Genomic DNA, 24800 nt, shown 5'->3' on the forward strand with positions numbered 1-24800 from the left:
CTCTTTACTCCTCTTCTTCATCTTCTTTATCTTTTTCATTATCTTCTTGTTCGATTTGACTGAGTTCATCTTGTTTCGTTTTTAACTTCTGTTTTAAATCATCGTTATCTCTTTTTAATTCGTTAATTTGGCGTTCTAAGTTTGTAATGCTCTCTTCGAGTGCTTGAATGTCTTTTTCTTTTTGAGATTGTCCACTACACGCACTGAGAAACACCGTGCATATTAACAATATTAAAACACGTTTCATATCATCACCTACACATATAATAATAGTATAGCACTTCACATATACGTTGAAAATTCTCTTGTAGATTCTATCATTTTAAGCGATACTAAACTTAAGAGGTGGAACGAATGTTTGAATGGATTAAACTCGGAGTTACTGTTGTTTTCATCATTTTAATGCTCGTCGTGTTTTTTAAAAATAAAAACGTTACTCGTTCATTGATCATACTACTTATCGCACATTCTATTATTATATTTTCACTTCGCTTTTTTGTCGGTAACGAACCGTTAGTCGATTCTATATTAGGCGCAGTGTATTTAATTGTAATTGCTGTGTTTTCAGTATTAATATTTAGAGCGTTAAAACAACAAGACAATTGATAAAACGTCCCAATTTTGGGACGTTTTTTTAAAATACAAATACGTCTAATACGAACCATAAAATAATTAATGTGTAAACGACTGCTTTAAAAACAATCGTCGTTACAAATGCAGCTAAACTGCCAAGTGCTGCCTTTAATGCTTTCGATGCATCTTTATAAATGACAAATTCTGTAAAGAATACTAAAAATAGGGGCACAAAAATAACACCGAGAGGTGGGTATATAAACATCCCTAATACGACACCGATAAGCGCCGCCCATTCCCCTTGTTTAGTACCTCCGAGTTTGCCGACGTAATATTTTGTGATCGCCATGTCAGAGACAAACGTAAGTGCTGTAAATACTCCGAGTATTAACCAGAACATAATTCCTAAATTATCACCGATGAAGAACGCGTAAATCGCAGCACCGAGCCAATACATAAATATAGACGGAATGACTGGATATACGAGTCCAACATATCCAATGACAAACGATAAAACAACTAAAAGCCAAAGTAAAGCTTCCACTTAAATCTCACCTTCTCTAAACTGTGTTTTCGTGAACATAAACAATACGACAGATGTAAACATTAAACCACTACTTACTAAAAATGCAGCGTTAACACTAAACATATCTGACACAAATCCTCCAATTAAGTTTCCGAGTAGCTGGCCAACGACCATTGCATTCGCAAATAATGTCGATGCATATCCTGGGAAATCAGGGAGTAAATCTTGGAAATAACTAATTCCTAATCCAAGTAAAATCGCTAAGAAAAATGCGAGTACAACTTGTCCAATGAGTATTACCGTAAAACTCTGGAATAGACCGATCGATAGGAAGAATAACCCTCCGACGACGCCAGCAAACATGAGTAAATGTTTCGTTTCAAAACGAGACGCGATCCAACCAATCCCAATCATAAACGGTACTTCTAATCCTGCACAAAGCGATGCAAGTACTCCGACTTTTCCTCTATCTTCACCGAGTACTTCCGTCACGTATAGAGGCATATTTAGTAAATACCCCCACTGACCGACGTGTAACATTATAAACGCAATAAACGGCACGATTAGAACGGGCGCGCTAAATAATGACGGCGCTCTTTTCTCATCGATTTCTTGAATACACAGTTCTCGCTCTGTTTTTACTGGTTTAATAAAAAGTGTCGTAATAAAGACAACACCAAATAAAATCATCGTTCCAACAAACAGCCCAGTAAAATCGTATCTCGCAATTAAAATCGACCCGATTAATGGACCAAATAAAAATCCGAAACTAAACATCGAACGTAAAACAGTATTTGCAAATATTTTTAACCTTGCGTCATTTCCGTTATCTTTATTTACAGATTCACGTGCTGATGCATATAACTGCGGAATCCCAGGTGCACCGAGTGAGAAGAATATTACGTATCCAACAACTAAAATTATCGTATCTTTGACGATTAAAAATAGACTAAACGTAATAATCTCCATAACGATAGCAACGAGTAATAAATACTTTCTATCAAATGATAGCTTATCACTAAATCGCCCAACAATTGTATTAACGATAAACGACCCAATCGCTCCAGCAGCCATAAATATACCGTGCTGCGTAATTGTTAAACCGTGCTCTCCTGTCATAAAAAGTACAAGGAATGGCGCCGTAATTGCGATTGCCATTCCGAATAAAATCATATTTACTAAAAATAATTTATAGTTCTCAATTGAAAATAACTTTTTAAACATACGAATTCCTACTTATATTCTTCATCTAATAATTTTAAAAATTTCTCTACTTGCGGGAGTTCTGCCATTTGATGATCGTACGCGACATACGTCGAACGCGTCAATGGTACGTGGTCAATTTCTACTTTTTCAGTATGGAATTTCGATAGATCCATCGTCTTCGTAATAATCGTTGGCAGTACTGTCATCCCGACCCCTTTAAGTAATAATTCTCGACACGTCGTCACTTGATCAACATAGAGTTGAGGTTTATACGGTTTATTAAAACTCTTTTCAAAAAATTGTTTGAGCTGGTTAATATACCAAGGGTCTGCTTGAAATTCAATGAGTGGTTCGTTTTCAAGCGACTTATTTTTTGGCGCAACTAAATAATGCTCATCCGTAAATAACAAACGATTTTCCAAATTTAATATTTTATTGCCACGTATAATCGCTAAATGATATCGATCGACGTTATCAATAATTTTTGAAGACGATCCAATCTCAAGCTGTATATCTACGTTCGGATATCGTTTTAAAAACTTCTCGAGTAACGTCGGCATAATCATATACCCAAGTAACGACGCCACTCCGATTTTTAATTTACCTTCAACTTTGTGTTTATTAATATGAATATTTTCTTTTAGTAAAAGCTCTGTTTCAACAATTTGTTTCGCATGCTCGATAATCTTCTCACCAGCACTCGTCTTAATGAGTTCCTTTTTTGTGCGGATAAAAATCTGCACTCCCCAGTAGTTCTCAATTGTCTTTAAACGCTGACTCACAGCAGGTTGCGATATATATAACGCTTCAGCTGCTTGGCGTAACGTCTTTTCTTTATCGAGTGTAACGAGCAGTTCGTAATCATCAAATCTCATTTTCTCTCTCCATCATTTCATACATAAACTGCCCTCTTTTAACGACCTCATCGAACTGATACTCTATTAAACGTTCGACGTATGATGCAACTTTATAGGCAAAATCTCTCTCTTCTGGTGTGACTTGGCCGTATTTTAATGCACGAATGATATCATCTTCATCGACGAGTTCGCTTCGGCCATCTGGTAGAGCTAGAACATCTAAATATAGATCTTCTCTTCTTGCTCGACCGAGTTCTAACGTGTTTGACTTATTTATATCAAAATAATATTGAACCGCTTCATCATTCTCATCGAACATTACTGTAAGACTATAGTGATCGCCTTCACCCATCATCGTAATCCATTTAAAATTATCATCCGCAACTTTAATCTTTTCACCAACAATCGTCACAGTCAGTGGATGATACACTGAATGAATATAATAGCATCCGATGAGAACCTTTTTACCTTCATATGTTGTTAATACTTCTTTATAGTCGGAATGTCTAATTCGGCGCCAGTCTTTTTTATTTAAATACTTTGTCTTCATCGCCTCATCTCCTTCTATAAGTATACAAAATTTATATCGTTAAAGTATAACTTAATACATTAAAAAGGAGAACCTTTCTGCTCTATATCTATGTTTTTGGCGAATGTTTTTGTTAAAACGATCGTGTGCTTCAATTTGCGTCAACGAAATTAATTCATTTTTACGTAAATCGTTTTTGTGTTAAATTGTTTTTCATCTTTTAATACAAAATGCTTTTACGTAAAAAGAGGTGATGATTCGTTAACACAAACTCGCTAATCGTCAAACTAATCAACAGCTCGTTTACGCAAATGCAATTTGCGTAAAATTAACACACGAAACAACCTATCCCATCCCGAAATTTTACGGATGAAAAACTAAAAAAGACTGTAGACATTGTCTACAGTCTTAAATTTTTACTTTACAACTACTGATAATTCAACATACATTGGTGCATCTCCATCGTTGTAATGATCTCCGATAATGTAGAGTGTATCCCCTGACATATCAAAGTTCAGTTCGTTTAGTTTATTAAATTCTTCTTCTTTGTCTGCTTCAGCTACTTCGACAAAATCGTACTTTTTAGATACTTCACTGTACGGCTTCGTTTTAATATCATTAAATAGTTGCTTCACATCATCGACTTTATTTAAATCGACTTTATATAACATATTTCCACTGTAACCATTAAACTCATAATCGTGTTCTTTCATAAATGACTGAAGTGCTTTGTTGTATAGTGATGTCAGACCGGAATACGCACTAAATACATTGTAATTCGTGTTCACTTCTATATTAATAGTTCCTGTTTCAGTATATATGTTAGATTCTGTGTCGATGTTGTTCATCTCATTTTGATAACCTTTAGCTAATACATTGAAATCTTTTAATGATATCTCTTCTGGATCAAACATCATACTACCAATTGTCATTGTAGAGATTGATTCAAACTTCTCACTTTTTACTTGATATAAAAAGTCTTTGTCTTTACTAAAGGATGGTATATCTGAATTGATAATACGCTTTCCGACGTCGCTTGATGCACTAATTTCTCCGAATTGTCGTGACACTACTTTACCATTTTTTAGTAAGTACGAAATTGTAACAGTTGGTGCGATTTCTTCATTATTTCTACCTGAATCCGTGCGTACAATTTCACTATGCAGATCACGCACTTCTTTAATTTTATCTGCTTCGATGTCGAACGTATAGTTTTCGTTAAATTTGTCTGAGTCTTCAACGTTGACATTGTGAATGCCATTTCCATCGTTATAGTTTACACCTTTAATGTCTGATTCATTCGGTATATAACTCGTATAACGATCCCAGTAAACAAAGAATCCAACTAAGAATAATGCGACACTGATTAGTGTAATTATCGCTTCTTTTAATCTGAATTTGATGCGCACTGTGTCTTGAGTAAACATAAGTACAAATACGTATGTGACGACTGCACTAAACGTAATGATTAAGATCGATAACGTTCTGTAATCTGGTAAAAGTAATGATAATACACCACTTAATAGTAACATTCCGAGAATCGATAGTAATACGACGAGTACGTAGTACATAAATTGATAGTTAAACGGTTGGTTGACGCGCTCGTTACGTCTAATTTTATATAGATAAGCACTACCGACGAGTAATCCGATAATTACGATTAACCAAACGATGAACGAACTTCCACCAAATCCGCCTTCGCCAAATGCTTTAAATAAGTATATGACTATACTTGTGTTTTCCATCGGTTCAAGTAGCGTTCTAAATCCACCAGCCGTGTATAGCATAATACCGTCAAAGAATGTCGCTGCATTAAATACAATCGCAAACCATAATACATAAGGTACAAACATCATGATGAGTATCATTTCGATATGCAGTGTAATTGAGTTTACGAACATTCCAGCAAACACACTGATAATAAATACCATTACTTGAGCTATTAGTATAAATAATAGCCAAACAGCGATATGCTTCATTGAAATTGATATACTGATAAATGATTTTTCAATCATGATGACGAATGCTGTAAGTAGTGTCGGCACTAAAATCGAGACGACACCAACAAAAAATCCACTATTAAAAATCGCGAGTCGCTTAATTGGAAGACTGTGGATAAAATCATTCGTGTCCGCTTTGTTTTTATAGTTATAAATTACGATCGCTAACGTCGCACTGAAAATAATAGAAATAACTAAATGAATATGCCCATAAATGAATAATACATTATCATTCCCAAAAGCCATTCCATAATCTTCAGCACCCATATTCAGTGATGATATATATATTGGTAACGGTAATGATAGTAATGATAATAAGAAATATCCGACCGTTAACCACATCACTGAACTCGTAAAGTTTTTAACGAGTACTTTATTCAACAACGATGTTTTCGATTGCATATCCTGTCTCCCCCATTTCATAAGCGAACATCTCATCTAACGTAATTGGTAAAATATCGTACATGAGTGGTTCGTATTTTGAAATATTTACTTCGACATTTTTAATGTCGCCTTTAATAATTGCTGTAATTACACGTCCTTGAATCGAGTGTTGGACGACGTTTAACTTTTTGTAGAACGATTCGTCTGGTAACTCTTTAAACGCGATTTGTAGTTTACAATGCGTATCTTTCATATCGTGAATACTGTTTGTGTACAGTACTTTTCCGTCGTGCATAATAGATATCGCATCACATATATTTTCCATTTCGAGTAAGTTATGGCTCGATAAGAATACTGTTAAGCCGTAACTTTCAACGTCCTGTAAAATGATGTTTTTAATTTGTCTTCGAACGATAGGGTCTAACCCGTCAAATGGTTCGTCGAGTAATAGTACGTCTGGTTTAGATGAAAACGCGAGTATAAATGACGCTTGACGTCTCATCCCTTTAGACATTTCATTTAATGGTTTTTTCGGATTTAACTTAAAGTAACTATACAGCTTTTCAAAACGCTCGTCGCTCCAGTTACTATAAATCGTCTTATAATGATTTGCCATTTGCATTAACGAAAACCCACTAAAGAAAAACGGCATATCTCCTATAAAAATTACACGGTTTTTCACGTCTATGTTTTCAAAAACAGGTGCGTCATCGAATAGTGCTTCACCTTCATCTGCTTTATAAATACCTGCTAATATTTTTAAAAGCGTCGTTTTACCTGCTCCGTTAGAACCGATAAGCCCGTGAATCGTTCCACTTTTGACGTTTAAGTCAACTTTATTTACTGCAAGTTCATCGATAAAACTTTTGCTGAGCTTGTGTGTATTTATGTTCATTTACTTAACCTCCTATATTTATACTTCGCAACGGTCGACAGCACGTTTGATATCTTCTTTAGTTTCATTCATATGTAATAGCTCGAGTACCACACGATTGAAACTTCCATACAGTTCTTTAATGTATTGGTTATTTTGAGTGTCATCGGCCATTTCTTGTACGTAACTTCCTTTTCCTGGAATCGAGTAAATGTATCCTTGTTGCTCAAGTTCACCATAAGCTTTTTGAATCGTATTCGGACTGATTGTCAGTTGACCTGCAAGCGCCCTTACTGATGGCATCTTTTCATCTGGTAATAATACTTGTTTAATAATCATTTCTTTTATATGATCAATCAACTGTTCATATATTGGGGTATCTTTTGAAAATCTTAAATCGAACATATTGCACCTCCATCTAACTGTCTCAATTAATATGATACAGTTAGTTTTAAAAAATTACAACTGTATTACTCAAATTAATACAGATATTTTTAAAATAAAAAATAGAAGTGGGAATCCACTTCTATTATTCTGGATTATTTTTAATATTTTCTTCAATAATCGTATCGTTGATAATCATTTCCATTTGATATATACGGCTCACTAAACCGTGAAGCGGTGCTTGAGTGATTGCATATATTGGCCATGGTAATGCAGGATCAAAATCATGTAATGCCATAATGAATGATTTTTCGTGTTTTAACTCTCTAAATTCTAACCAACTGTCACTTCTTTTAGCTAAACGTCCTCCGACGACGTCAAAAACGATTTGCCTTTCAGGTGTGTTTTTTCTACGCCTTAATGTGAGTAATGGTGTTCGAGATGTTTCTATCGTCATGTGGATTTCATCGCCAACAGACTCAATTTTAAACATACCGAAAATAATTTCGTCGAGCCATTTAAAGTAATATTTCATAACTCCTTCAAGCGTCCAACCTCTCGGTATTTCAGCGCGCTGTGCACTGCGCATCGTTTTGTTATGAGAGTTATTATATTTTAAACTTTTACCGAGGCGCTTCACTCTCGTATCAGTCGTTATCACGTTAACGTCATACGATGTCAACGTACGCTTCACGTCTTCATGTAATATTTCTTCTGATATATAGATAATGTCTTTCACACCATTATATTCGGCTGCACGGCCGACGTTATCTGCAATGAGTTCAAAGAATGTATCGAAACGTCCTTGTGTGATTTTACTGAACCGCATTATTGGATCTTCAAAAAATATAATTAAATCCATCCCTCTAATCGCTTCAACCATATGTTCTAGTTTATATGGATTTAAATAGACCGGGTGAATTTTATCTAACGTTTCCGTATCTTCTTTGCTCATAAACGAATACAGTTCATTTGTATCTTTTAAAGTGTCATACAGATTTCTACCGATTTCTCCGTATACACCAATAAGTAAAATCTTTTTCATGCGTTACACCTCTTTAAAGTTTATACCTCTATCGAGTACTGCAAATACAATTAACAACACGATTAATACGATCGCCATACTGAAAAACGGAATCGTAAACTGTTCTGTAAAGTACCCAGCAAGTGTAGAACCAACAACTGATCCAACTGAGAAGAACGCATAAAATATACCGTTCGCTTTCCCACGTTCACTCATCGTCGTAAATTGGCCGATTAATTTATTCATCGATGGGAATACGAGCGCATATCCTATTCCGTATATACCGAGTGCTGCGTACAACATGCTCATACCTTGTCCAAAGTGAATGAGAATCATCGCAAGCGAAATAATGACGAGACCGATTTTTATTAATCTGTTTACAGCGACTCGGTTAAACATATTATTTAACGGAGATCCAAATACGATTACAGCTGTAATTCCAAACACACTTAAAAGCATCCCTGTCACTCGATCATCTAATCCGAGCGACATCGTTTTAATCGGTAACGCAAAAGATAAAGCACCCATTGACGTCATTAACGCTAAAGACGAAATGTATGCAATGACTAACGGACGTCTCGTAATTAACGTCGTCCATTTCGTCTCATTATATTCCCTTCTCGACTGTACAGTTGTACTTTCTTTAACCGCAACAATCGTAAGTAAAAGCCCAACCACATACACAAGTGCAAGTATTAAGTACGTATTCGCGTATCCATACATGCTAGAGAGGATACCGCCTGCTGCAGGACCGAAAATCGCAGCAAGTCCAATCGAAACACCAGTTAACGCCATCGCTTTACCGATTGCTTCACGTCTAGAAATATCTTGAACTAAACTAAACGCAGCCGGCGTAATCATACCGCTCGTAAATCCGTGCACGACGCGAATACCAATTAACACACCAATCGTTGGCGTCGATATATATGAGCTAATAATTAGTACTTGTAGAATCATTCCAAGAAGAAGTGTTCTCTTCCTACCAAATCTATCCGAAAAATATCCACCGAGAACGTTACCGAGAACATTCGTTACAGAATACGCTGCAACGACGACACTCGCCATAAACTCACTTGCACCAAGTTCAAGCGCGTACGGCGTAACGATCGGGAATTGAACAAACAAATCTAAAAAACATATGATAATAATGACATATATTAACTTTCTCAAACTAAACCTTCCCTACATTTATGTAATAGCTCTATTATATTAAAAGAGATGCATAAAGTCATGGTGTGGGGTTGATAACGGTGTACTTCTAAGATATCTTCTGCAAAACTTCTTCTAGTATTTCTATTACTTCAAAGAACTCAATGTCTCCTACATATGAGTTATCATTGATGTAATTCACCCAATTTCTCTTTAATTGTGAGTCTATTTTAATATCATCTGTAATCTCTTTAGATTCTTGTATAAGCATCTCAGAGTCTCTTTGCGAAGAGGTATTTTGAATCGCAATTTTAAGAAGATCAAAATTAATTGTCTGCTGGTACAGCTTATACAATACATATACATCGTAAAAGTCTCTCATTCTTGTTGTTGCGATATTCCTGCGTATAATTGTTTCAATCTTTTCTGCTAAAATCGTTTCTATTGGATATGCCATTATATTAATATAGCCGCTATCAAACATTAATGGATATTCATATAATTGTTCTTTAGGAGTAATAAAATCTCCGGTAGTAATATCCAGCTTCATTGGATTATTGATTTTTCCAAGGTGTGCCATGATACTGATACGATAATGTTCATAGTCATCATTTTCTCTGATTTCTGATATATCTTTTAAAGAAAAAGTTATTCCATCATCAGTATCTTTTTTTAAAATTTCCTTCATCATACTTGTTATGCTATCTTTATTTACTGCCATTCCTTTGATTGTAACGTCCATATCCATAGTTGTTCGACTCTCTATTCCAATTAACGAGGCAATTAGCAATCCACCTTTTATAATAAAAATATCACGATACCTTGATTTCTCTATTCTTTTTAAAACTCTTTCAAAAAAGTACATCTGAAATACTTCTTGTGGTTTTAAATTCTGTTGTTTTGCGATAGTATTTACAATACTCTTAACCTGTGCACTCGTCTTCATTGGAGCACCTCTAAGTATTGACGTATTTCGTTTTCTACATTTAATATATCTGCATATTTTATTAGTTCTCTTACATTAATTTGCTTATTCGAAAAGTATTGTTTTATTGCATGAGTGAATATTTGAGGATCAATTTTATCTTTATTCTTTACAACATCACATATTGTGCGCTCGATATTATAAAGAATTATTTCTCCTCCAAAAGGGCTTCTTCCTTTCACTTTTCCAAGATTAAGTACATCTTTTTTCACATAATGTACTTTGAAGTTTTCATGTCGTTTTTTTAATCTAGAAGCATTATACCCTTGAGGTACAGTAATATGGATGTGTGAAGGAACTCTATCCGATAAATCGTGAAAATATAAAGCCGTATGATAAGAATAAACAACCCGGTCACTTGTCTTTTGTAGGAGTACATACTCATCTATAAATTCATCTTTTAGAGCATATATACCATGTGCGATTCTATCAATTTTATTTTCATTTGCTAAATATGATAATTTAAATCGATCAATACCATGTTGTTCTGCTTCTTTAACGTATATGAAGCCATCGTCTTTTGATAATTGTTCTAATATGTATCTATTTTTGTTCATGATATCCCTCATTTCACTTTCGTGCTTTAATTATATGATTTTAAAGTACATTTGTAAATTGATTTATCTCATCAAAAAAACGCCCCTGACTATATCAGGAGCGTCGAACGTTATTTTTTACTTAAGTTTTGATCATATGCATCGATGATACCTGCGATAGCACCATCACCTGTGATGTTTGCTGCAGTTCCAAAGCTATCTTGTGCCATATATAATGCAATCATTAACGCGACTGCCGCTTCGTTGAAGCCTAAATGTGATACGAGTATTCCACTTGCCGCCATTACTGCGCCTCCTGGCACACCAGGTGCTGCTACCATCACGACACCAATGAGTAATACGAACCCGATCATTTTTAACATTCCAGGTGTATCGTATTCAGGTAATACACTCATTACAGCAATTGAACATGATGTAATCGTAATTGCTGAACCAGATAAGTGAACGTTCGCTCCGAGCGGGATAACGAAGTCTGCAATCTTGTCGCGCACACCCATCTCTTTTGCTTTTGGCAGTGTGACTGAGATTGTCGCTGCACTACTCATCGTACCGAGTGCTGTTACGTACGCTGGAAGCATTGTTTTAATCATATTAAATGGATTTTTACCAAGTAATGATCCTGCGATTGTGTACTGAACTGTAATCCATGTCCAGTGGAGTAAAATCGCAATGAGTAACACAACTCCAAATACTGAAAGTGTTCTAAACACCGTTCCTGTAGATGCCATCCCTGCAAATACACCAGCGATGTAGAACGGTAAAATTGTGATAACTACTTTTTCGATTAAAAACTCAACGACTTGTTTACCGTCGTGAATCCATTGTTTCATCGTCTCAGCTTTGATGATATTAATGACGATACCAACTGAAAACGCAAGTACTAGCGCCGTTAAAATATCAAGTGGTGCTGGGATGTCGAATTCTAACAGTGGTCCGAGCTCTGTTCCTTCCTCTTGAAGTTGTCCACCTTTAGTGACAATTGGCATTAAGATTTTAGCAACGATAAACGCTAAAATCCCTGCACCAATTGTAGAGATGTATGCAACTCCTAACGTTGCACCTACAACTTTTCCAGCACCTCGTCCAATAGATGAAACCCCGTCAGCAATAAAGAAAAATATAATTAACGGAATTAAAAAGAATATAAACGATCCAAGAATGCTTTGCATCGTGATGAATAATCGTGTCACGATTTCCATAATGCTGTGGAACGTTGTACCATCTGCCGAGAAGTAATAAATTGAACCAACGATAATTCCAGCGATGATTCCTGAAAATAACTTAATAAGTAATTTCATTTTTTATCCTCCTACTCTTTTTTTAATTTCTAAAACACCTTTTCGTATGCAACGTACCATTCATTTAAATTGTTATGAAGGTTTAGTTTGCCTCTGTACTCGTATCCGCGCTTTTCGAATAGACTTTGCATTGGAAGGTTATTTAGATTGGTGTCCGTATGGACACCGAGATACCCTTCATTTTTAAAGTGCGTTTCAACTTCGTCAAATAGTTTCGATGCGATACCTTGCCCTTGTGCTCTTGGGTCGACTGCTGCTCTATGAAAAGCAATACTATCTAATCTCGCCAGTTCCCATGGGATATCGTCGTACTCATACGCATGATGATTATCTGCAACTATAAATCCGAGTACTTCCCCATCTTCTTCATAAATATATAAGTTTTCGTTCTCTATGTCATTTAAAAGCGTGTCACGTGCTGGATAACTTTCGCTCCACTGGTTGTTTCCGCTTTCTTTCATCAGTATAATAACGGCATTTTTTATTGACATTATGTCGTCAATATCAGAATTTTTACCTTTTCTTATCCCCATTTTCATCTTCCTTATTAAAATCAGTGCTTTAAAATATTTCTTATACATGATATTATACAGATATATATATCAAGTTTGAAGACAATTTTGAAAAAGGCGGTGCCTAAATGTTTAAGTACGATAAAGACACAAAACCGTACCACATTAAGAATTTTATTTTTTACATTTTTGCTTTTATTGTTTTGGGAGCGATTTACTACTTCGCATTCCTACCACCATTACTTGACGCGACGAGCGGAGAATTCTTTAACGAATTTGGATTTAGACAGTTTGTTGGAAGTATTTTCTTCCTTATCTTATTCGTCTTACCGTTCGCTTTAATTTACGGCGCGTTTTACCATTTCAAAGGCTTTACTGATAAAAATGTAAGAGCACATCAGAAGTAATTATTATTGATTACATAGTAATATCCTCTTAAGTAATAAACTTAAGAGGATATTTTTTATGCTTTATATGCGATATCTTTTCTATAAAAGAAATCTGATGATTCGTATTTCACTTTAGATAATGTGTCGTACGCATTTTCTTTTGCTTCGTTGATTGTACCTCCGCGTCCAATCGCAAGTAATACACGGCCACCATTTGACTCGTATGTGTCGCCGTCTAAATGCTTTAATGCACTGACGTAAATGTCTGCCATCGTATCTTTTTCGATGATGATCTCTTTCGCTTTCTCATAATCACCTGGATATCCTTCTGAAGCGAGTATGACTCCAACCGCATATTCATCTCTAAACGATAATTGCAAGGGTTGTTTATTGTACATACTTTCTAACAGTTCTACAAAATCTGTTTCTAATAAGTCGAGAAGAATCTGTGCTTCTGGGTCACCGAATCTTGCGTTATACTCGATTGTTTTAACCCCGTCTTTTGTAATGATGGCACCGAGATAAAGAATCCCGAAATAATTTAATCCTTCATTAACCATTGCATTTACCGTCGGACGTACAATTTTCTCTACTGCTTCATCGATTGTACTTTGCGAAATGTAATCTACAGGCGCATATGCACCCATTCCACCAGTATTTGGTCCTTCATCGTTATCAAATGCACGTTTATGGTCTTGTGCGATAATGTTAAATGGCGTGAACGTATCACCATTTACTAGGACCATTAAACTAAATTCGTCCCCGTCTAAAAATTCCTCAATGACGACTTCGCCGTCCGTTTCCATAAGTTCATCGAGCGCCTTCTTTGCTTCGCTTAAATCTTGAGCGATGATGACACCTTTACCTGCTGCAAGTCCATCTTTTTTAATGACGATTGGAAAATCACCATTTTCTAAGTACGTTGTTGCTTTCGCCTTATCTGTGAACACTTCGTAGCTTGCTGTTGGGACGCTGTATTTTTTCATTAAGTGTTTTGTAAATGATTTCGACGACTCCATTTGTGCTTCATTTTTTCTAGGACCAAATACTTTTAAGTTAAATTTGTCCTCGAGTCTATCTACAATGCCTTCAGATAATGGATCTTCTGGACCAACCACAACCCATTCAACATTATTCTCTTTACAAAACTCACCAATTTGGTCGAACTCAGAAACTGGGATCCCTTCGACAAGAGTCGCTTCCGTCATGCCGTCATTCCCAGGTAACGCAAATACTTCATTTACTCTATCTGAGCGATTCAATGCACGCACAATTGCGTGCTCTCGCCCACCGCTTCCAATAACTAAAGTATTCATATATTATTCTCTCCTAATGTTTAAAGTGTCTCATACCAGTTGTGACCATCGTCATATCATGTGCGTCACAGTAATCGATTGAATCTTGGTCACGCTTAGATCCACCTGGTTGAATAATTACCTTGATGCCTGCTTCGTGTGCGACTTGTACAGAGTCTGGCATTGGGAAGAACCCATCACTTGCCATAACGACTGTTCCATCTAACTCTTTTGTTGCACGTTCAATCGCAATTTTTAACGCACCGACGCGGTTCATTTGTCCTGCACCGATACCGACTGTACGATGTTCATCAGCAAGCACAATCGCGTTTGATTTTACGTGTTTAACAACTTCTAACGCGAGAGCAAGTGCACGGTATTCACTGTCTGTCGGTTCTTTTTTCGTTACGACTGTTACGTCATCCATATTTAACGGAGCGTTATCTCTATCTTGGATTAAATACCCACCTGATACGCTAACGATTTCTTCATCGCCTGTTTGTTCAGTGAAGTCAATTTCTAATACACGTAAGTTCTTTTTCTCTTGAAGTTTTTCTAATGCCGCTGCAGTGTACTTAGGTGCAATTATCACTTCTAAAAAGATTTTGCTTAATGCTTCTGCTGTTTCTAAATCGACTTCTTTGTTTAACGCAACGATTCCACCGAATATTGACTGTGGATCTGCGTCATAAGCATTTTGAAACGCGTCGTAAATCGTATCGCCAACGCCAACACCACACGGGTTCATATGTTTAACAGCAACTGCTACAGGACCGTTAAATTTACGCGCGAGTAAATACGCACTATCTGCGTCACGGAAGTTGTTGTATGATAGCTCTTTTCCGTTTAAAATCTTTGCATTTAAAATCGTGTTCGGTGCACTTGTCGTACGAATATAACGTGCTTTTTGGTGCGGGTTCTCACCGTAACGAAGTGTTTTTTCAGCTTGACTAAAGAAGTTCGTGATTGCTTGGTCATAATTTGTCGTATGTTTAAATACTTTAACCATTAGCTCTCTTCTAAAATCTTCTGTTAAGTCATCGGTTTGAATTCGGCTAATCACTGCCTCGTAATCAGCTGGGTTTACTACTGCGAGTACGTGTTTATAGTTTTTAGCCGCTGCACGTAACATCGTCGGACCACCGATATCGATATTTTCAATCGCATCTTCAATCGTTACGTTTTCATCTTTTACCGTCTCTTCAAACGGATAAAGGTTAACGACGACCATGTCGATTAAATCAATATCTTGCTCTTTTAATTCATCTAAATGAGACTGTTTACTACGATCTGCAAGTAAACCACCATGTACTGCTGGATGTAATGTCTTCACTCGGCCATCCATAATTTCAGGGAAGTGCGTGAGTTCTGACACACTTTTTACAGGGACGTTCGCGTCTTCTAACGCTTTAAGCGTACCTCCTGTACTAAATAATTCGTAGCCGTTATCTACGAGTTTCTGTCCAAATTCAGTAATTCCTGTCTTATCTGAAACACTGAGTAACGCTCTCATTCTTTTACCTCCAACACTTTTTTAAGCGCGCGAATATATAACTTATATTCGGCTTTGTGAATTTTCTCTTCAAAACTTTCTAACGTATCGTCATCTCTTAAAACTACTGGTTCTTGATCGATAATTTCACCAGTATCGATACCACTGTCGACGTAATGAACCGTAACTCCACTGACTTTTACACCGTAATTATAAGCATCTAATATGCCGTTTTTACCTTTAAAGCTCGGTAATAACGACGGGTGGATATTAATGATTTTACGGTCGTATCGTTCGATAAATTCTGCCGATAAAATTTTCATAAATCCTGCGAGTAATATGTACTCGATATTTTTGTCTTTTAAAATATTTAATATTTCTGCTTCAAACTCTTCTTTAGTTTTACCGCTTCTTTCGACAATTTCATACGGTACATTTAAACGTTTTGCGCGTTCAATTGCTTTTGCGTCTTTATTGTCGACAATTAATACTTTTATAGACAGTGGTAAGTCGCTCGTCGCGATATTTTCAAAGTTACTTCCGCTTCCCGAAGCGAATACCGCAACGTTAACCATGGATTGTAAGTCCTTCTTCATTCACTACTTTACCTAAAACGACTGGACTTTCACCTGACGCTTTTAAGTTTTCAAGTGCTTTGTCTTTATCGTTTTCATCGACGACAATCATAAAACCTACGCCCATGTTAAAGACGTTATACGCCTCGTCACGGTTAATGTTTCCTTGGTCGATTAACCACTCTAAAATCTCAGGTACTTTAACGTCTGTCACGTCAACTTCAGCACCGAGCCCTTCTCTTAACGCACGTGGAATGTTTTCATAGAAACCTCCACCTGTAATATGGCTCATCGCTTTAATTTTAACGTCTTCTTGGAGTTTAAGTATTTGTTTGACGTAGATTCGAGTTGGCTCGAGTAGTAAGTCAATTAACGGCGTACCGTTTAACGTATCGTTTACGTCGATGTTGTTATCTTTAATGATTTTACGTACAAGTGAATATCCATTGGAATGAATACCACTTGATGGTAACCCGATAATGACATCTCCAGCATTGACGCTATCAAAATCAACATATTCTGATTTTTCAACCGCACCGACAGCAAATCCTGCGATATCATACGCACCTTCGTCGTACATATCACCCATTTCAGCAGTTTCTCCACCGATTAATGCACATCCTGCTTGTTTACATCCTTCACTAACACCTTTAACGAGATCCGCAACTTGCTCAGGTATAACTTTATTTACAGCGATGTAGTCTAAAAAGTACAGCGGCTCTGCACCTGTCGTTAAAATATCGTTCACGCACATCGCAACTGCATCAATTCCAATCGTATCGTGGCGATTTGAGTCGATCGCAAGTTGTAACTTCGTCCCAACACCGTCCGTGCCAGATACGAGTACTGGTTCTTTTAAATTTAACTGCGATAAATCAAACGCTGCACCAAAACCTCCAAGCCCTCCGAGTACTTCTTTACGCATCGTTTGTTGCACGTGCACTTTCATTTGTTTAACCGCTTCATACCCTGCTTCAATATCTACGCCAGCTTGTTTATATTGCTCAGACATAATTAAACTCCTTTAGATTTTTGTTCTTTTTCTTGTGGTAATAAGTCGTCCACAACTTCAATCGGATAATCTCCTGTAAAGCATGCGTCACACTCACCTCTAGAGCCGAATTGTCTATAGACGTCATGCATACTTTCTACAGATAAGTACGTCAGAGAATCTGCATCAATTTCTTCACAAATTTCTTCAACAGACTTTTTGGAAGCGATAATCTCTGCATGAGTCGAGACGTCGATACCGTAATAGCACGGATCTTTTAACGGTGGCGAAGAGACACCCATGTGTACTTCCGTTGCGCCTGCTTTTCTCAGTGCACGAACGATATATTTACTCGTCGTACCTCTCACTATTGAATCATCGATGACGATGACTCGTTTTCCTTCAACGATATCTCTCACTGGAGATAACTTCATCCGTACTGCACGTTCTCTAGCTTCTTGACCTGGTGTAATAAACGTACGTCCGACATATCTATTTTTAAGTAGTCCAGCTTCTTGTTTAATACCAGATTCTGATGAAAAACCTCTCGCTGCAGCGAGACTTGAATCGGGCACCCCGATAACGAGATCTGCTTCATGTTTAAACTCTTTCGCAAGGGCAGCTCCGAGTGCTTTACGAATACGGTATGTGGACTGATGACGAAACTCTGAGTCTGCGCGCGCAAAATAAATATATTCCATCGAACATAAATTTGGACGCTCGACATAAGAATACTTATCAAAGTCGATACCGTCGTCAGTAATCGTTATAAATTCACCTGGCTCAATATCACGGACATACTCCGCACCGATTGCTGTAAATGCACACGTTTCACTCGCCACACACCACGCATCGTCGATTCGTCCGAGCATTAACGGACGGACACCGTGGTTATCCATCGCAATCGTTAAACTATTCTCTTGTAGTAGTAAAAATACAAAAGCACCTTTGACTTGTCTAAGTGCACTTTTAATTCTATCTTTATTTGTTCTTGCTTTAGATCGTTTTAAAAGATGAGCCATCACTTCGACATCTGTCGTCGTTTGAAAGATTGACCCTTCAGATTCTAATGCTTTTCGTAATTGTATCGCGTTCGTTAAGTTACCGTTATGACATATACCTAAGTCACCAGAATAACTTTTTAGTAATATCGGTTGGACGTTTGCGAGTTCAGACGAAGTTTTTGTCGCATAACGGACGTGTCCAATCGCATTTTTAAACGGCTTTAATGACTCGAGCTGTTCTTTAGATATCGCGTCATTTAAAAGACCCATACCGCGCGCACCAAATAAGTAGTCCTCATTTGATGCGACGATACCTGCACCGTTTTGTCCTCGATGTTGTAAACTATGGAGCGCGATATATGTGAGTTCTGATGCATTTTCATGACCCCATATACCAAACACGCTAAATTCCTCCTCCAGTTATTCTTAATTTAAGCGACTTGTAATTGCTGTTTCATATAGTTCTTTTACTTCTGACATCGGTAAGTCTAATTCTAAGCCTTCTGCTTTCACTTTAAAGTTTTCACCTGTCACTGTACCGATTTCTACAGCGTCTTTAATATTTAATCCTTTTTTACCAACTACGATATACGTACCTGCTGTTTCACTGAATAATAGATCACCACGAACGTCTAATTGAACGTCTGCCCCTAAGTCATAGTGCGATAGGAGTTGTGCAAGTTTGATAATGAAACCACCACGACCGATCGGTGCGATTTTTTCTAAATCGCCGTCTAATAATAATTGTCTTAACTCCATACCACGTGCGTATTCTTTATCTAAATCAACCGTACGTTCTGTATGACGCACTGTGTTGTCGACGAGTTTTTCGATTTGGCTTCCACTAAATTCAGGTGTTAACTCTCCAACGACGTAAATGCTGTCGCCTTCTTTTACAAATCGCTCAGTTAAATACGTCACGTCTTCAATTAAACCGACCATACCGATAATTGGTGTCGGTAATACTGGGCCGTCTTTTGTCTCGTTATATAACGAAACGTTTCCTGAAATTACTGGTGTATTTACAGCAACTGATGCTTCAGCCATACCTTTAGTTGACTGTTTAATAATTTCATACATTTCTTTATTTTCAGGGTTACCGTAGTTCAGACCGTCCGTCATCGCAATTGGTAACGCACCTGTTGCAAGTGTCGTTCTAAACGCGTGTAATACTGTCTCTTTCCCACCGTTATATGGATCTGCTTCAACATAACGTCCTTTACCGTCAATCGCTACAGCAATCGCTTTATTGCTGTCTCCAATACGGACAATTCCTGCACCAAATCCAGAGCCTTGTAGCGTGTCTTCTTTACGATCGAATTTGTTGTAAATGTATGACTTATCTCCAAGTGTTGGATGGTGAATGAGTTGTTTAAAGACATCGACTAAATCTTCGTTACTATAGTCTACTCTTGCTTCATCTAATTCTCTTTCTTTACCTTCTAAGATAACTTCTGGTGCGTTTTCTAAATGTTCAGTTGGAAGGTCTGCGTACTTTTCACCTTCGTAATATAAAACGAGTGATTCACCTTCAGTAACTTCACCGATTACAGCGGCTGGTAAATCATGTTTTTCGAAAATTTTAAGAAATTCTTCTTCTGAACCGTCTTCTACGACGAGAAGCATTCTCTCTTGTGTTTCAGATAACATCATTTCAAATGGTGAAATTGTATCGTCAGATACAGGTACTTTATCTAAATGCATTTCAATACCGTATCCACCTTTAGCTGCCATTTCTGCTGAAGATGAAGTAAGACCCGCTGCACCCATATCTTGAATACCGACGAGCTTATCATGTTTGATTGCTTCTAGTGTTGCGTGCATTAAACGTTTACCGATTTCAGGATATCCTTCTTGAGTATCTGGAATTTCTACTTTACGGTCCTCACCTAACTCTTCACTTGAGAATGATGCACCTAAAATGCCGTCTTTACCTGTTTCAAGACCTGCATAAACGACTTTGTTCCCGACACCTTGTGCGAGTCCTTTTTGAATATCATCATGATTAATTAAACCGACCGCCATCGCGTTAACGAGTGGACGTCCTTGGAAACGTTCATCGAATTCTACCTCTCCAGTTACAGCGCTAATTTCCATCGTATTACCATAGAATTGTAAACCGTCTGTTGCTTCTTTTAATAACCACTTACTGTTATCGTTATCTAGTTCACCAAATCTAAGAGAGTTTACGAGCGCAATTGGCGTTGAACCGATCGATACGATGTCACGTAAAATTCCTCCAATACCAGTCGCAGCGCCATGGAACGGCGCAACCGCTGACGGAGAGTTATGAGATTCCACTTTAAATACGACCGCTTCATTATCTCCAATATCAACAACACCTGCACCTTCACCAGGTCCCATTAATACACGTTCACCTTTAGAATTAAACTGACGTAAAAATGTTTTAGATGTTTTATAGCTACAATGTTCACTCCACATTGATGCGAAGATTCCAGTTTCAGTATAGTTCGGTTTTCTTCCGAGTAACTCAACTACCTTTTTATATTCGTCTTCACGTAGCCCCATTTGTGTGTAAAGTTTTTCTTCTTCAATTTGGTTTGCAGTAGGTTCATTAAATTTAGTCATTATTTTCCTCCAACGTTTTAATTTCTTATTTTAGAAATGTTGTTTAATATCGTTTAATGTCGTTTCGATTTCATCTGTGAGTATTGTGACGTGGCCCATTTTACGTTCAGGTTTACGGTCTGATTTTCCATATAAGTGAACGTTCCAGTCTGAGTGTTTATATAGTTCATCTTCTAAGCGATCTAAATCTTGTCCGAGTAAGTTCATCATAATCGCTGGCTGATGCTGATAAACTTCTGGTAATGGTAAATCACATACCGCTAATATATGTGCGTCAAACTGACTGATGTTACACGCTTCAATCGTATAATGTGCTGAGTTGTGAGGTCTTGGTGCGATTTCATTGACGTAGACGTTGTTGTCTTTGTCCACGAAAAATTCTACTGTAAAGACTCCGACGAATAGTAACTCTTCCATAATGAGTTCAACTTGTCGCTTAGCCTCTTCAAATACGTCAATTCTTGACGGTGCAATCGTACGATATAGAATTTGATTGCGATGTAAGTTTTCTTGAAGTGGGAAGACGACTGTTTCACCACTTGCGCTTCTTGCTACTGTTAAAGACACTTCTCGTTCTAGGTCGATATATTTTTCTGTAACGAGTTCAACGTCTCCAAATGGCACGTCTTTAATATCTTTTTCTGACTCAATTAAATATTGCCCTTTACCATCATAACCACCTGTTGCAGTTTTTACGATCACAGGGTAATCATGTTTTTCGATAAACTGCTGCAATTCTTCTTTTGTATTCGTCTTTTGATACGGTACGACTGTCGCTCCTGATTTTTGAATTGCTGCTTTTTCAGTTTCTCTGTCTTGAAGGGTGAGTACTGTCTCTGCACCTTGAGGAACATAGTGATGTTCGACTAAATCTCTCAGTAAATGTGCATCGATGTTTTCAAATTCATACGTTAGAACATCTGACATTTCTGCAAGTTGTTTAAGCGCACTTTCATCACTAAAGTCCGAATGAATAAATTCGTGACACGTCGCACGAGCAGGGGCATCTTCAGATGGATCTAAAATCGCAACTTTATAACCCATTCGAAGGGCACTTTGTGCGAGCATTTTACCGAGCTGTCCACCACCGATAATCCCGATTGTTTTCATTGGTAATATCGTCTTACTTGAGGTCATTTTGCATATCCTCCACTTTTTTTTCTAATGATTTTGTGTATGCTTCTAATTTGTCATAGACTGATTCGTCTTCTATCGCGATCATTTTCGCCGCATAAATTCCAGCATTCGTCGCTCCAGCTTCACCAATTGCCATCGTCGCCACTGGTACGCCACCTGGCATTTGAACGATAGAATATAACGAATCGATACCGCTTAACGCTTTCGTTTGTATTGGTACACCGATGACTGGTACGTTCGTCATCGAAGCGATCATCCCTGGTAAGTGCGCCGCACCACCGGCACCTGCGATGATTACTTTCGTTCCTTTTTCTTTTGCATTTGTAGCAAATTCATACATATTTTTAGGCGTACGATGCGCACTTACGACTTCGACATTTGTTTCAATCCCGAAATAGTCGAGCATGTCTTTTGCTTTTTTCATCGTTGGCCAATCAGAAGAACTACCCATTACGATACTAACTACCAAAATACTCACTCCGTTTTTTAAGAATTCATTAATAATATACCACATAAAACATCGACAAAAAACCGAAAATACGAACGTTTTTTATTTTTTAAAAGCGAATGTTTGTGTTTTAACGAAAACAAACATAAAAAAGGGCGATTTAAATTATAAATCGCCCTTTTTTATATCATCTAATGTTTTTTCAATTGCATAAATATATAAATCTACTTCAGCTGCTCCGTTCATTTTAAAGCGCTCGTTAAAAATAAAGTGTGGCACACTTTGAACGCCGAGAATTTTCCCGTAATTAAAGTCCTCGAGTACAAGTTCAGCAAATTCTGATTCATCTTCAATCACTTCTTTTGCGCGTGCTGTATCGAGTTCTACCGCTTCAGCAACTGATAAAAGCACATCTTTATCAGCAACATTTTCGTTCAACTTAAAATTACGGTAGTATAATTCGTCTAACATTTCACTACCTTTTCCTTCTTGAATAGCAAACTTTAATAAACGATGCGCATCACGTGTATTTGATGGCACAACGTTTTCTAAATTCAATTCAATACCTTCTGCTTTTGCAGACTCGATTAAAATACGGTATTGTCTCTTAATTTCTTCTTCAGACACACCGGTTCTTTCTGATAATGACGTAATCAACGTTTCCTCTGGATATTTTGGTGCTTCATAGTTGAGTTCAAAGCTTTTATATTCAATGTCAAAGTCGACTTCGTCAAATTCCTTTAACGCTTCTTCAAATTTCTTTTTAGCGATATAGCAATACGGACATGCGATATCTAAATATATTTTAATATTCATACAGCTCATCCTAATTTCAAATAGTCGTACTTTTATTTTACCAAATATTATACTTTTTTGAACAGTATCATGCGAAAACAGACCGTTTCTGCTATAATATTTAATGCATGATTATCTATCGGGTATAACTTGCAATTATATGTATGATAGGAGAAAACAAAATGAAATATCGAGTATTACTGTATTACCACTACGTTACGATTGAAGATCCAGTAGAATTTGCTGATGAGCATCTTCAGTTTTGTAAAGACCTCGGTCTTAAAGGCCGTATTTTAGTTGCGAACGAAGGGATTAACGGTACAGTGTCTGGTGATTACGAACAGACTGAAAAGTACATCGAGTACATGAACAATCACCCACTCTTTAAAGGAATGCCGTTTAAAATTGACGAAGCTGATACACACGCATTTAAGAAAATGCATTGCCGTCCACGTCCTGAACTCGTGAACTTAAGTTTAGAAGATGACATTAACCCACACGAAATTACAGGTGACTATTTATCACCTGAAGAGTGGATGGAAGCCATTCAAGATGAAAACACTGTAGTATTAGATGTAAGAAATGACTACGAATATGACGTTGGACACTTCCGCGGTGCAATTAAACCTGAAGTTTCAACATTTAGAGATACACCGGAATGGGTGAGACAAAACAAAGACCTATTTGAAGGTAAACGTGTCTTAACATATTGTACAGGTGGAATTCGTTGTGAGAAATTCTCTGGCTGGTTAAAACGTGAAGGTATTGGAGAAAACGTCGGACAACTTCACGGCGGTATCGCAACTTACGCTAAAGACGAAAATACAAAAGGTCAACTATGGGACGGTCAAATGTACGTATTTGATGAACGCCTAACAGTACCGATTAACCAAGTCGACCCAACAGTTATCGGTGTCGACCATTACGACGGTACACCATGTGAACGTTACGTCAATTGTGCAAACCCAGAGTGTAACGCACAAATTTTATGTAGCGAAGAAAACCAACACAAACATTTAGGCGCTTGCTCAATGAAATGTGCAGAGCACCCTAGAAATAGATATATTACGGTTCATAACATTCCACAAGAAGAAGTCGAAGAACGCCTTGAAGCAATGCGTAATAGTGACTTTGCTAAAACTGAAATGATTGGACCACGCGCATAATAAAAACACGTCACTTATGTGACGTGTTTCAGATTGTAGACGAACCTTTTTTTAAATTCTA

Annotated in this window: 26 protein-coding genes; 3 read left to right on the plus strand and 23 right to left on the minus strand. The window is 37.2% G+C overall.

What is annotated here, in order from left to right:
- Window positions 1–4: 4 nt before the first annotated feature.
- Window positions 5–247, minus strand: coding sequence for a hypothetical protein (locus HMPREF3029_RS05505; RefSeq protein ID WP_040929517.1), 243 nt, complete (start codon window positions 245–247; stop codon window positions 5–7).
- 107 nt (window positions 248–354) lie between these two features.
- On the opposite strand from HMPREF3029_RS05505, the gene HMPREF3029_RS05510 reads away from it, so the two are divergent.
- Window positions 355–606: a hypothetical protein gene (locus HMPREF3029_RS05510; protein ID WP_040929518.1), complete on the plus strand. Its 252-nt coding sequence runs from the start codon at window positions 355–357 to the stop codon at window positions 604–606.
- A 28-nt stretch (window positions 607–634) separates the two neighbouring features.
- On the opposite strand, the gene HMPREF3029_RS05515 is transcribed toward HMPREF3029_RS05510, so the two are convergent.
- The 13 genes from HMPREF3029_RS05515 to HMPREF3029_RS05575 form a co-directional block, all read right to left on the minus strand.
- Window positions 635–1117, minus strand: a complete 483-nt coding sequence (locus HMPREF3029_RS05515; protein WP_068129706.1) for a DUF456 domain-containing protein — start codon at window positions 1115–1117, stop codon at window positions 635–637.
- Entirely contained in the window at window positions 1118–2323 is a 1206-nt protein-coding gene (locus HMPREF3029_RS05520; RefSeq protein WP_070710111.1) for a sugar efflux transporter, read from the minus strand. It lies immediately after the preceding gene.
- 8 nt (window positions 2324–2331) lie between these two features.
- Complete coding sequence (locus HMPREF3029_RS05525) at window positions 2332–3180, minus strand: LysR family transcriptional regulator (protein ID WP_068129700.1); 849 nt, start codon at window positions 3178–3180, stop codon at window positions 2332–2334.
- Window positions 3170–3712 (minus strand): ribonuclease FAU-1 family protein, encoded by a 543-nt coding sequence (locus tag HMPREF3029_RS05530; protein ID WP_070710112.1) that lies wholly within the window; start codon window positions 3710–3712, stop codon window positions 3170–3172. Before HMPREF3029_RS05530 ends, HMPREF3029_RS05525 begins: the two co-directional genes overlap by 11 nt.
- A 395-nt stretch (window positions 3713–4107) precedes the next feature.
- Window positions 4108–6093, minus strand: coding sequence for an ABC-2 transporter permease (locus HMPREF3029_RS05535; RefSeq protein ID WP_070710113.1), 1986 nt, complete (start codon window positions 6091–6093; stop codon window positions 4108–4110).
- A complete protein-coding gene (locus tag HMPREF3029_RS05540; RefSeq protein ID WP_068129692.1) occupies window positions 6065–6970 on the minus strand; it encodes an ABC transporter ATP-binding protein in 906 nt (301 codons plus the stop codon). The genes HMPREF3029_RS05535 and HMPREF3029_RS05540 overlap by 29 nt, the downstream gene beginning before the upstream one ends.
- An 18-nt stretch (window positions 6971–6988) precedes the next feature.
- On the minus strand, window positions 6989–7354 hold the full coding sequence (locus HMPREF3029_RS05545; protein ID WP_040929525.1) for a GntR family transcriptional regulator: 366 nt from the start codon (window positions 7352–7354) through the stop codon (window positions 6989–6991).
- A 124-nt stretch (window positions 7355–7478) separates the two neighbouring features.
- On the minus strand, window positions 7479–8378 hold the full coding sequence (locus HMPREF3029_RS05550) for a hypothetical protein (protein WP_070710114.1): 900 nt from the start codon (window positions 8376–8378) through the stop codon (window positions 7479–7481).
- Window positions 8379–8381: 3 nt separating this feature from the next.
- Window positions 8382–9527 carry an MFS transporter gene (locus HMPREF3029_RS05555; protein WP_070710115.1) on the minus strand — a complete coding sequence of 382 codons (1146 nt, stop codon included), beginning with the start codon at window positions 9525–9527 and terminating at the stop codon, window positions 8382–8384.
- 88 nt (window positions 9528–9615) lie between these two features.
- On the minus strand, window positions 9616–10452 hold the full coding sequence (locus tag HMPREF3029_RS05560) for a nucleotidyl transferase AbiEii/AbiGii toxin family protein (protein WP_070710116.1): 837 nt from the start codon (window positions 10450–10452) through the stop codon (window positions 9616–9618).
- The gene (locus tag HMPREF3029_RS05565) at window positions 10449–11048 is read right to left on the minus strand and encodes a type IV toxin-antitoxin system AbiEi family antitoxin domain-containing protein (RefSeq protein ID WP_070710117.1); all 600 of its coding nucleotides are present in this window, start codon (window positions 11046–11048) and stop codon (window positions 10449–10451) included. The genes HMPREF3029_RS05560 and HMPREF3029_RS05565 overlap by 4 nt, the downstream gene beginning before the upstream one ends.
- Window positions 11049–11158: 110 nt before the next feature.
- A complete protein-coding gene (locus HMPREF3029_RS05570; protein WP_070710118.1) occupies window positions 11159–12346 on the minus strand; it encodes a dicarboxylate/amino acid:cation symporter in 1188 nt (395 codons plus the stop codon).
- A 29-nt stretch (window positions 12347–12375) separates the two neighbouring features.
- Complete coding sequence (locus HMPREF3029_RS05575) at window positions 12376–12879, minus strand: GNAT family N-acetyltransferase (RefSeq protein ID WP_070710119.1); 504 nt, start codon at window positions 12877–12879, stop codon at window positions 12376–12378.
- 107 nt (window positions 12880–12986) lie between these two features.
- Here HMPREF3029_RS05575 and HMPREF3029_RS05580 point away from each other — a divergent pair, with 107 nt between their 5' ends.
- Window positions 12987–13265, plus strand: a complete 279-nt coding sequence (locus HMPREF3029_RS05580) for a hypothetical protein (RefSeq protein ID WP_040929530.1) — start codon at window positions 12987–12989, stop codon at window positions 13263–13265.
- Window positions 13266–13321: 56 nt separating this feature from the next.
- Here HMPREF3029_RS05580 and purD read toward each other — a convergent pair whose 3' ends face one another.
- The 9 genes from purD to HMPREF3029_RS05625 form a co-directional block, all read right to left on the minus strand.
- Window positions 13322–14563 (minus strand): phosphoribosylamine--glycine ligase, encoded by a 1242-nt coding sequence (gene purD / locus HMPREF3029_RS05585; RefSeq protein WP_070710120.1) that lies wholly within the window; start codon window positions 14561–14563, stop codon window positions 13322–13324.
- Window positions 14564–14576: 13 nt separating this feature from the next.
- Window positions 14577–16055, minus strand: coding sequence for a bifunctional phosphoribosylaminoimidazolecarboxamide formyltransferase/IMP cyclohydrolase (gene purH, locus HMPREF3029_RS05590; protein ID WP_070710121.1), 1479 nt, complete (start codon window positions 16053–16055; stop codon window positions 14577–14579).
- Window positions 16052–16630 carry a phosphoribosylglycinamide formyltransferase gene (purN, locus tag HMPREF3029_RS05595; protein ID WP_246830705.1) on the minus strand — a complete coding sequence of 193 codons (579 nt, stop codon included), beginning with the start codon at window positions 16628–16630 and terminating at the stop codon, window positions 16052–16054. Before purN ends, purH begins: the two co-directional genes overlap by 4 nt.
- A complete protein-coding gene (gene purM, locus HMPREF3029_RS05600; protein ID WP_070710123.1) occupies window positions 16602–17621 on the minus strand; it encodes a phosphoribosylformylglycinamidine cyclo-ligase in 1020 nt (339 codons plus the stop codon). The genes purN and purM overlap by 29 nt, the downstream gene beginning before the upstream one ends.
- A 2-nt stretch (window positions 17622–17623) precedes the next feature.
- A complete protein-coding gene (purF, locus tag HMPREF3029_RS05605; protein ID WP_371327381.1) occupies window positions 17624–19006 on the minus strand; it encodes an amidophosphoribosyltransferase in 1383 nt (460 codons plus the stop codon).
- A 24-nt stretch (window positions 19007–19030) separates the two neighbouring features.
- Window positions 19031–21193: a phosphoribosylformylglycinamidine synthase subunit PurL gene (gene purL, locus HMPREF3029_RS05610; protein WP_070710125.1), complete on the minus strand. Its 2163-nt coding sequence runs from the start codon at window positions 21191–21193 to the stop codon at window positions 19031–19033.
- A gap of 30 nt (window positions 21194–21223) precedes the next feature.
- A complete protein-coding gene (gene purK / locus HMPREF3029_RS05615) occupies window positions 21224–22330 on the minus strand; it encodes a 5-(carboxyamino)imidazole ribonucleotide synthase (protein ID WP_070458062.1) in 1107 nt (368 codons plus the stop codon).
- On the minus strand, window positions 22317–22799 hold the full coding sequence (gene purE, locus HMPREF3029_RS05620) for a 5-(carboxyamino)imidazole ribonucleotide mutase (RefSeq protein WP_070458059.1): 483 nt from the start codon (window positions 22797–22799) through the stop codon (window positions 22317–22319). Before purE ends, purK begins: the two co-directional genes overlap by 14 nt.
- Window positions 22800–22943: 144 nt before the next feature.
- Window positions 22944–23594 (minus strand): DsbA family oxidoreductase, encoded by a 651-nt coding sequence (locus tag HMPREF3029_RS05625; protein ID WP_070458055.1) that lies wholly within the window; start codon window positions 23592–23594, stop codon window positions 22944–22946.
- Window positions 23595–23755: 161 nt separating this feature from the next.
- Here HMPREF3029_RS05625 and HMPREF3029_RS05630 point away from each other — a divergent pair, with 161 nt between their 5' ends.
- Window positions 23756–24739, plus strand: coding sequence for an oxygen-dependent tRNA uridine(34) hydroxylase TrhO (locus tag HMPREF3029_RS05630; RefSeq protein ID WP_040929539.1), 984 nt, complete (start codon window positions 23756–23758; stop codon window positions 24737–24739).
- Window positions 24740–24800: the final 61 nt, after the last annotated feature.

It is taken from the genome of Nosocomiicoccus sp. HMSC059G07 (assembly GCF_001815515.1).
In the GTDB taxonomy this organism is placed as follows: domain Bacteria; phylum Bacillota; class Bacilli; order Staphylococcales; family Salinicoccaceae; genus Nosocomiicoccus; species Nosocomiicoccus ampullae_A.

Bases quoted from the DNA above. Each gene is read 5' to 3' on its own strand.
- HMPREF3029_RS05520 (WP_070710111.1), bottom strand. From the start codon at position 2,323: ATGTTTAAAAAGTTATTTTCAATTGAGAACTATAAATTATTTTTAGTA.
- purK (WP_070458062.1), bottom strand. From the start codon at position 22,330: ATGACCTCAAGTAAGACGATATTACCAATGAAAACAATCGGGATTATC.
- HMPREF3029_RS05565 (WP_070710117.1), bottom strand. From the start codon at position 11,048: ATGAACAAAAATAGATACATATTAGAACAATTATCAAAAGACGATGGC.
- HMPREF3029_RS05530 (WP_070710112.1), bottom strand. From the start codon at position 3,712: ATGAAGACAAAGTATTTAAATAAAAAAGACTGGCGCCGAATTAGACAT.
- purH (WP_070710121.1), bottom strand. From the start codon at position 16,055: ATGAGAGCGTTACTCAGTGTTTCAGATAAGACAGGAATTACTGAATTT.
- HMPREF3029_RS05540 (WP_068129692.1), bottom strand. From the start codon at position 6,970: ATGAACATAAATACACACAAGCTCAGCAAAAGTTTTATCGATGAACTT.
- purM (WP_070710123.1), bottom strand. From the start codon at position 17,621: ATGTCTGAGCAATATAAACAAGCTGGCGTAGATATTGAAGCAGGGTAT.
- HMPREF3029_RS05525 (WP_068129700.1), bottom strand. From the start codon at position 3,180: ATGAGATTTGATGATTACGAACTGCTCGTTACACTCGATAAAGAAAAG.
- HMPREF3029_RS05580 (WP_040929530.1), top strand. From the start codon at position 12,987: ATGTTTAAGTACGATAAAGACACAAAACCGTACCACATTAAGAATTTT.
- HMPREF3029_RS05570 (WP_070710118.1), bottom strand. From the start codon at position 12,346: ATGAAATTACTTATTAAGTTATTTTCAGGAATCATCGCTGGAATTATC.
- HMPREF3029_RS05510 (WP_040929518.1), top strand. From the start codon at position 355: ATGTTTGAATGGATTAAACTCGGAGTTACTGTTGTTTTCATCATTTTA.
- HMPREF3029_RS05630 (WP_040929539.1), top strand. From the start codon at position 23,756: ATGAAATATCGAGTATTACTGTATTACCACTACGTTACGATTGAAGAT.
- HMPREF3029_RS05625 (WP_070458055.1), bottom strand. From the start codon at position 23,594: ATGAATATTAAAATATATTTAGATATCGCATGTCCGTATTGCTATATC.
- HMPREF3029_RS05505 (WP_040929517.1), bottom strand. From the start codon at position 247: ATGAAACGTGTTTTAATATTGTTAATATGCACGGTGTTTCTCAGTGCG.
- HMPREF3029_RS05560 (WP_070710116.1), bottom strand. From the start codon at position 10,452: ATGAAGACGAGTGCACAGGTTAAGAGTATTGTAAATACTATCGCAAAA.
- HMPREF3029_RS05575 (WP_070710119.1), bottom strand. From the start codon at position 12,879: ATGGGGATAAGAAAAGGTAAAAATTCTGATATTGACGACATAATGTCA.
- purN (WP_246830705.1), bottom strand. From the start codon at position 16,630: ATGAAGAAGGACTTACAATCCATGGTTAACGTTGCGGTATTCGCTTCG.
- HMPREF3029_RS05545 (WP_040929525.1), bottom strand. From the start codon at position 7,354: ATGTTCGATTTAAGATTTTCAAAAGATACCCCAATATATGAACAGTTG.
- purD (WP_070710120.1), bottom strand. From the start codon at position 14,563: ATGAATACTTTAGTTATTGGAAGCGGTGGGCGAGAGCACGCAATTGTG.
- HMPREF3029_RS05535 (WP_070710113.1), bottom strand. From the start codon at position 6,093: ATGCAATCGAAAACATCGTTGTTGAATAAAGTACTCGTTAAAAACTTT.
- purL (WP_070710125.1), bottom strand. From the start codon at position 21,193: ATGACTAAATTTAATGAACCTACTGCAAACCAAATTGAAGAAGAAAAA.
- HMPREF3029_RS05550 (WP_070710114.1), bottom strand. From the start codon at position 8,378: ATGAAAAAGATTTTACTTATTGGTGTATACGGAGAAATCGGTAGAAAT.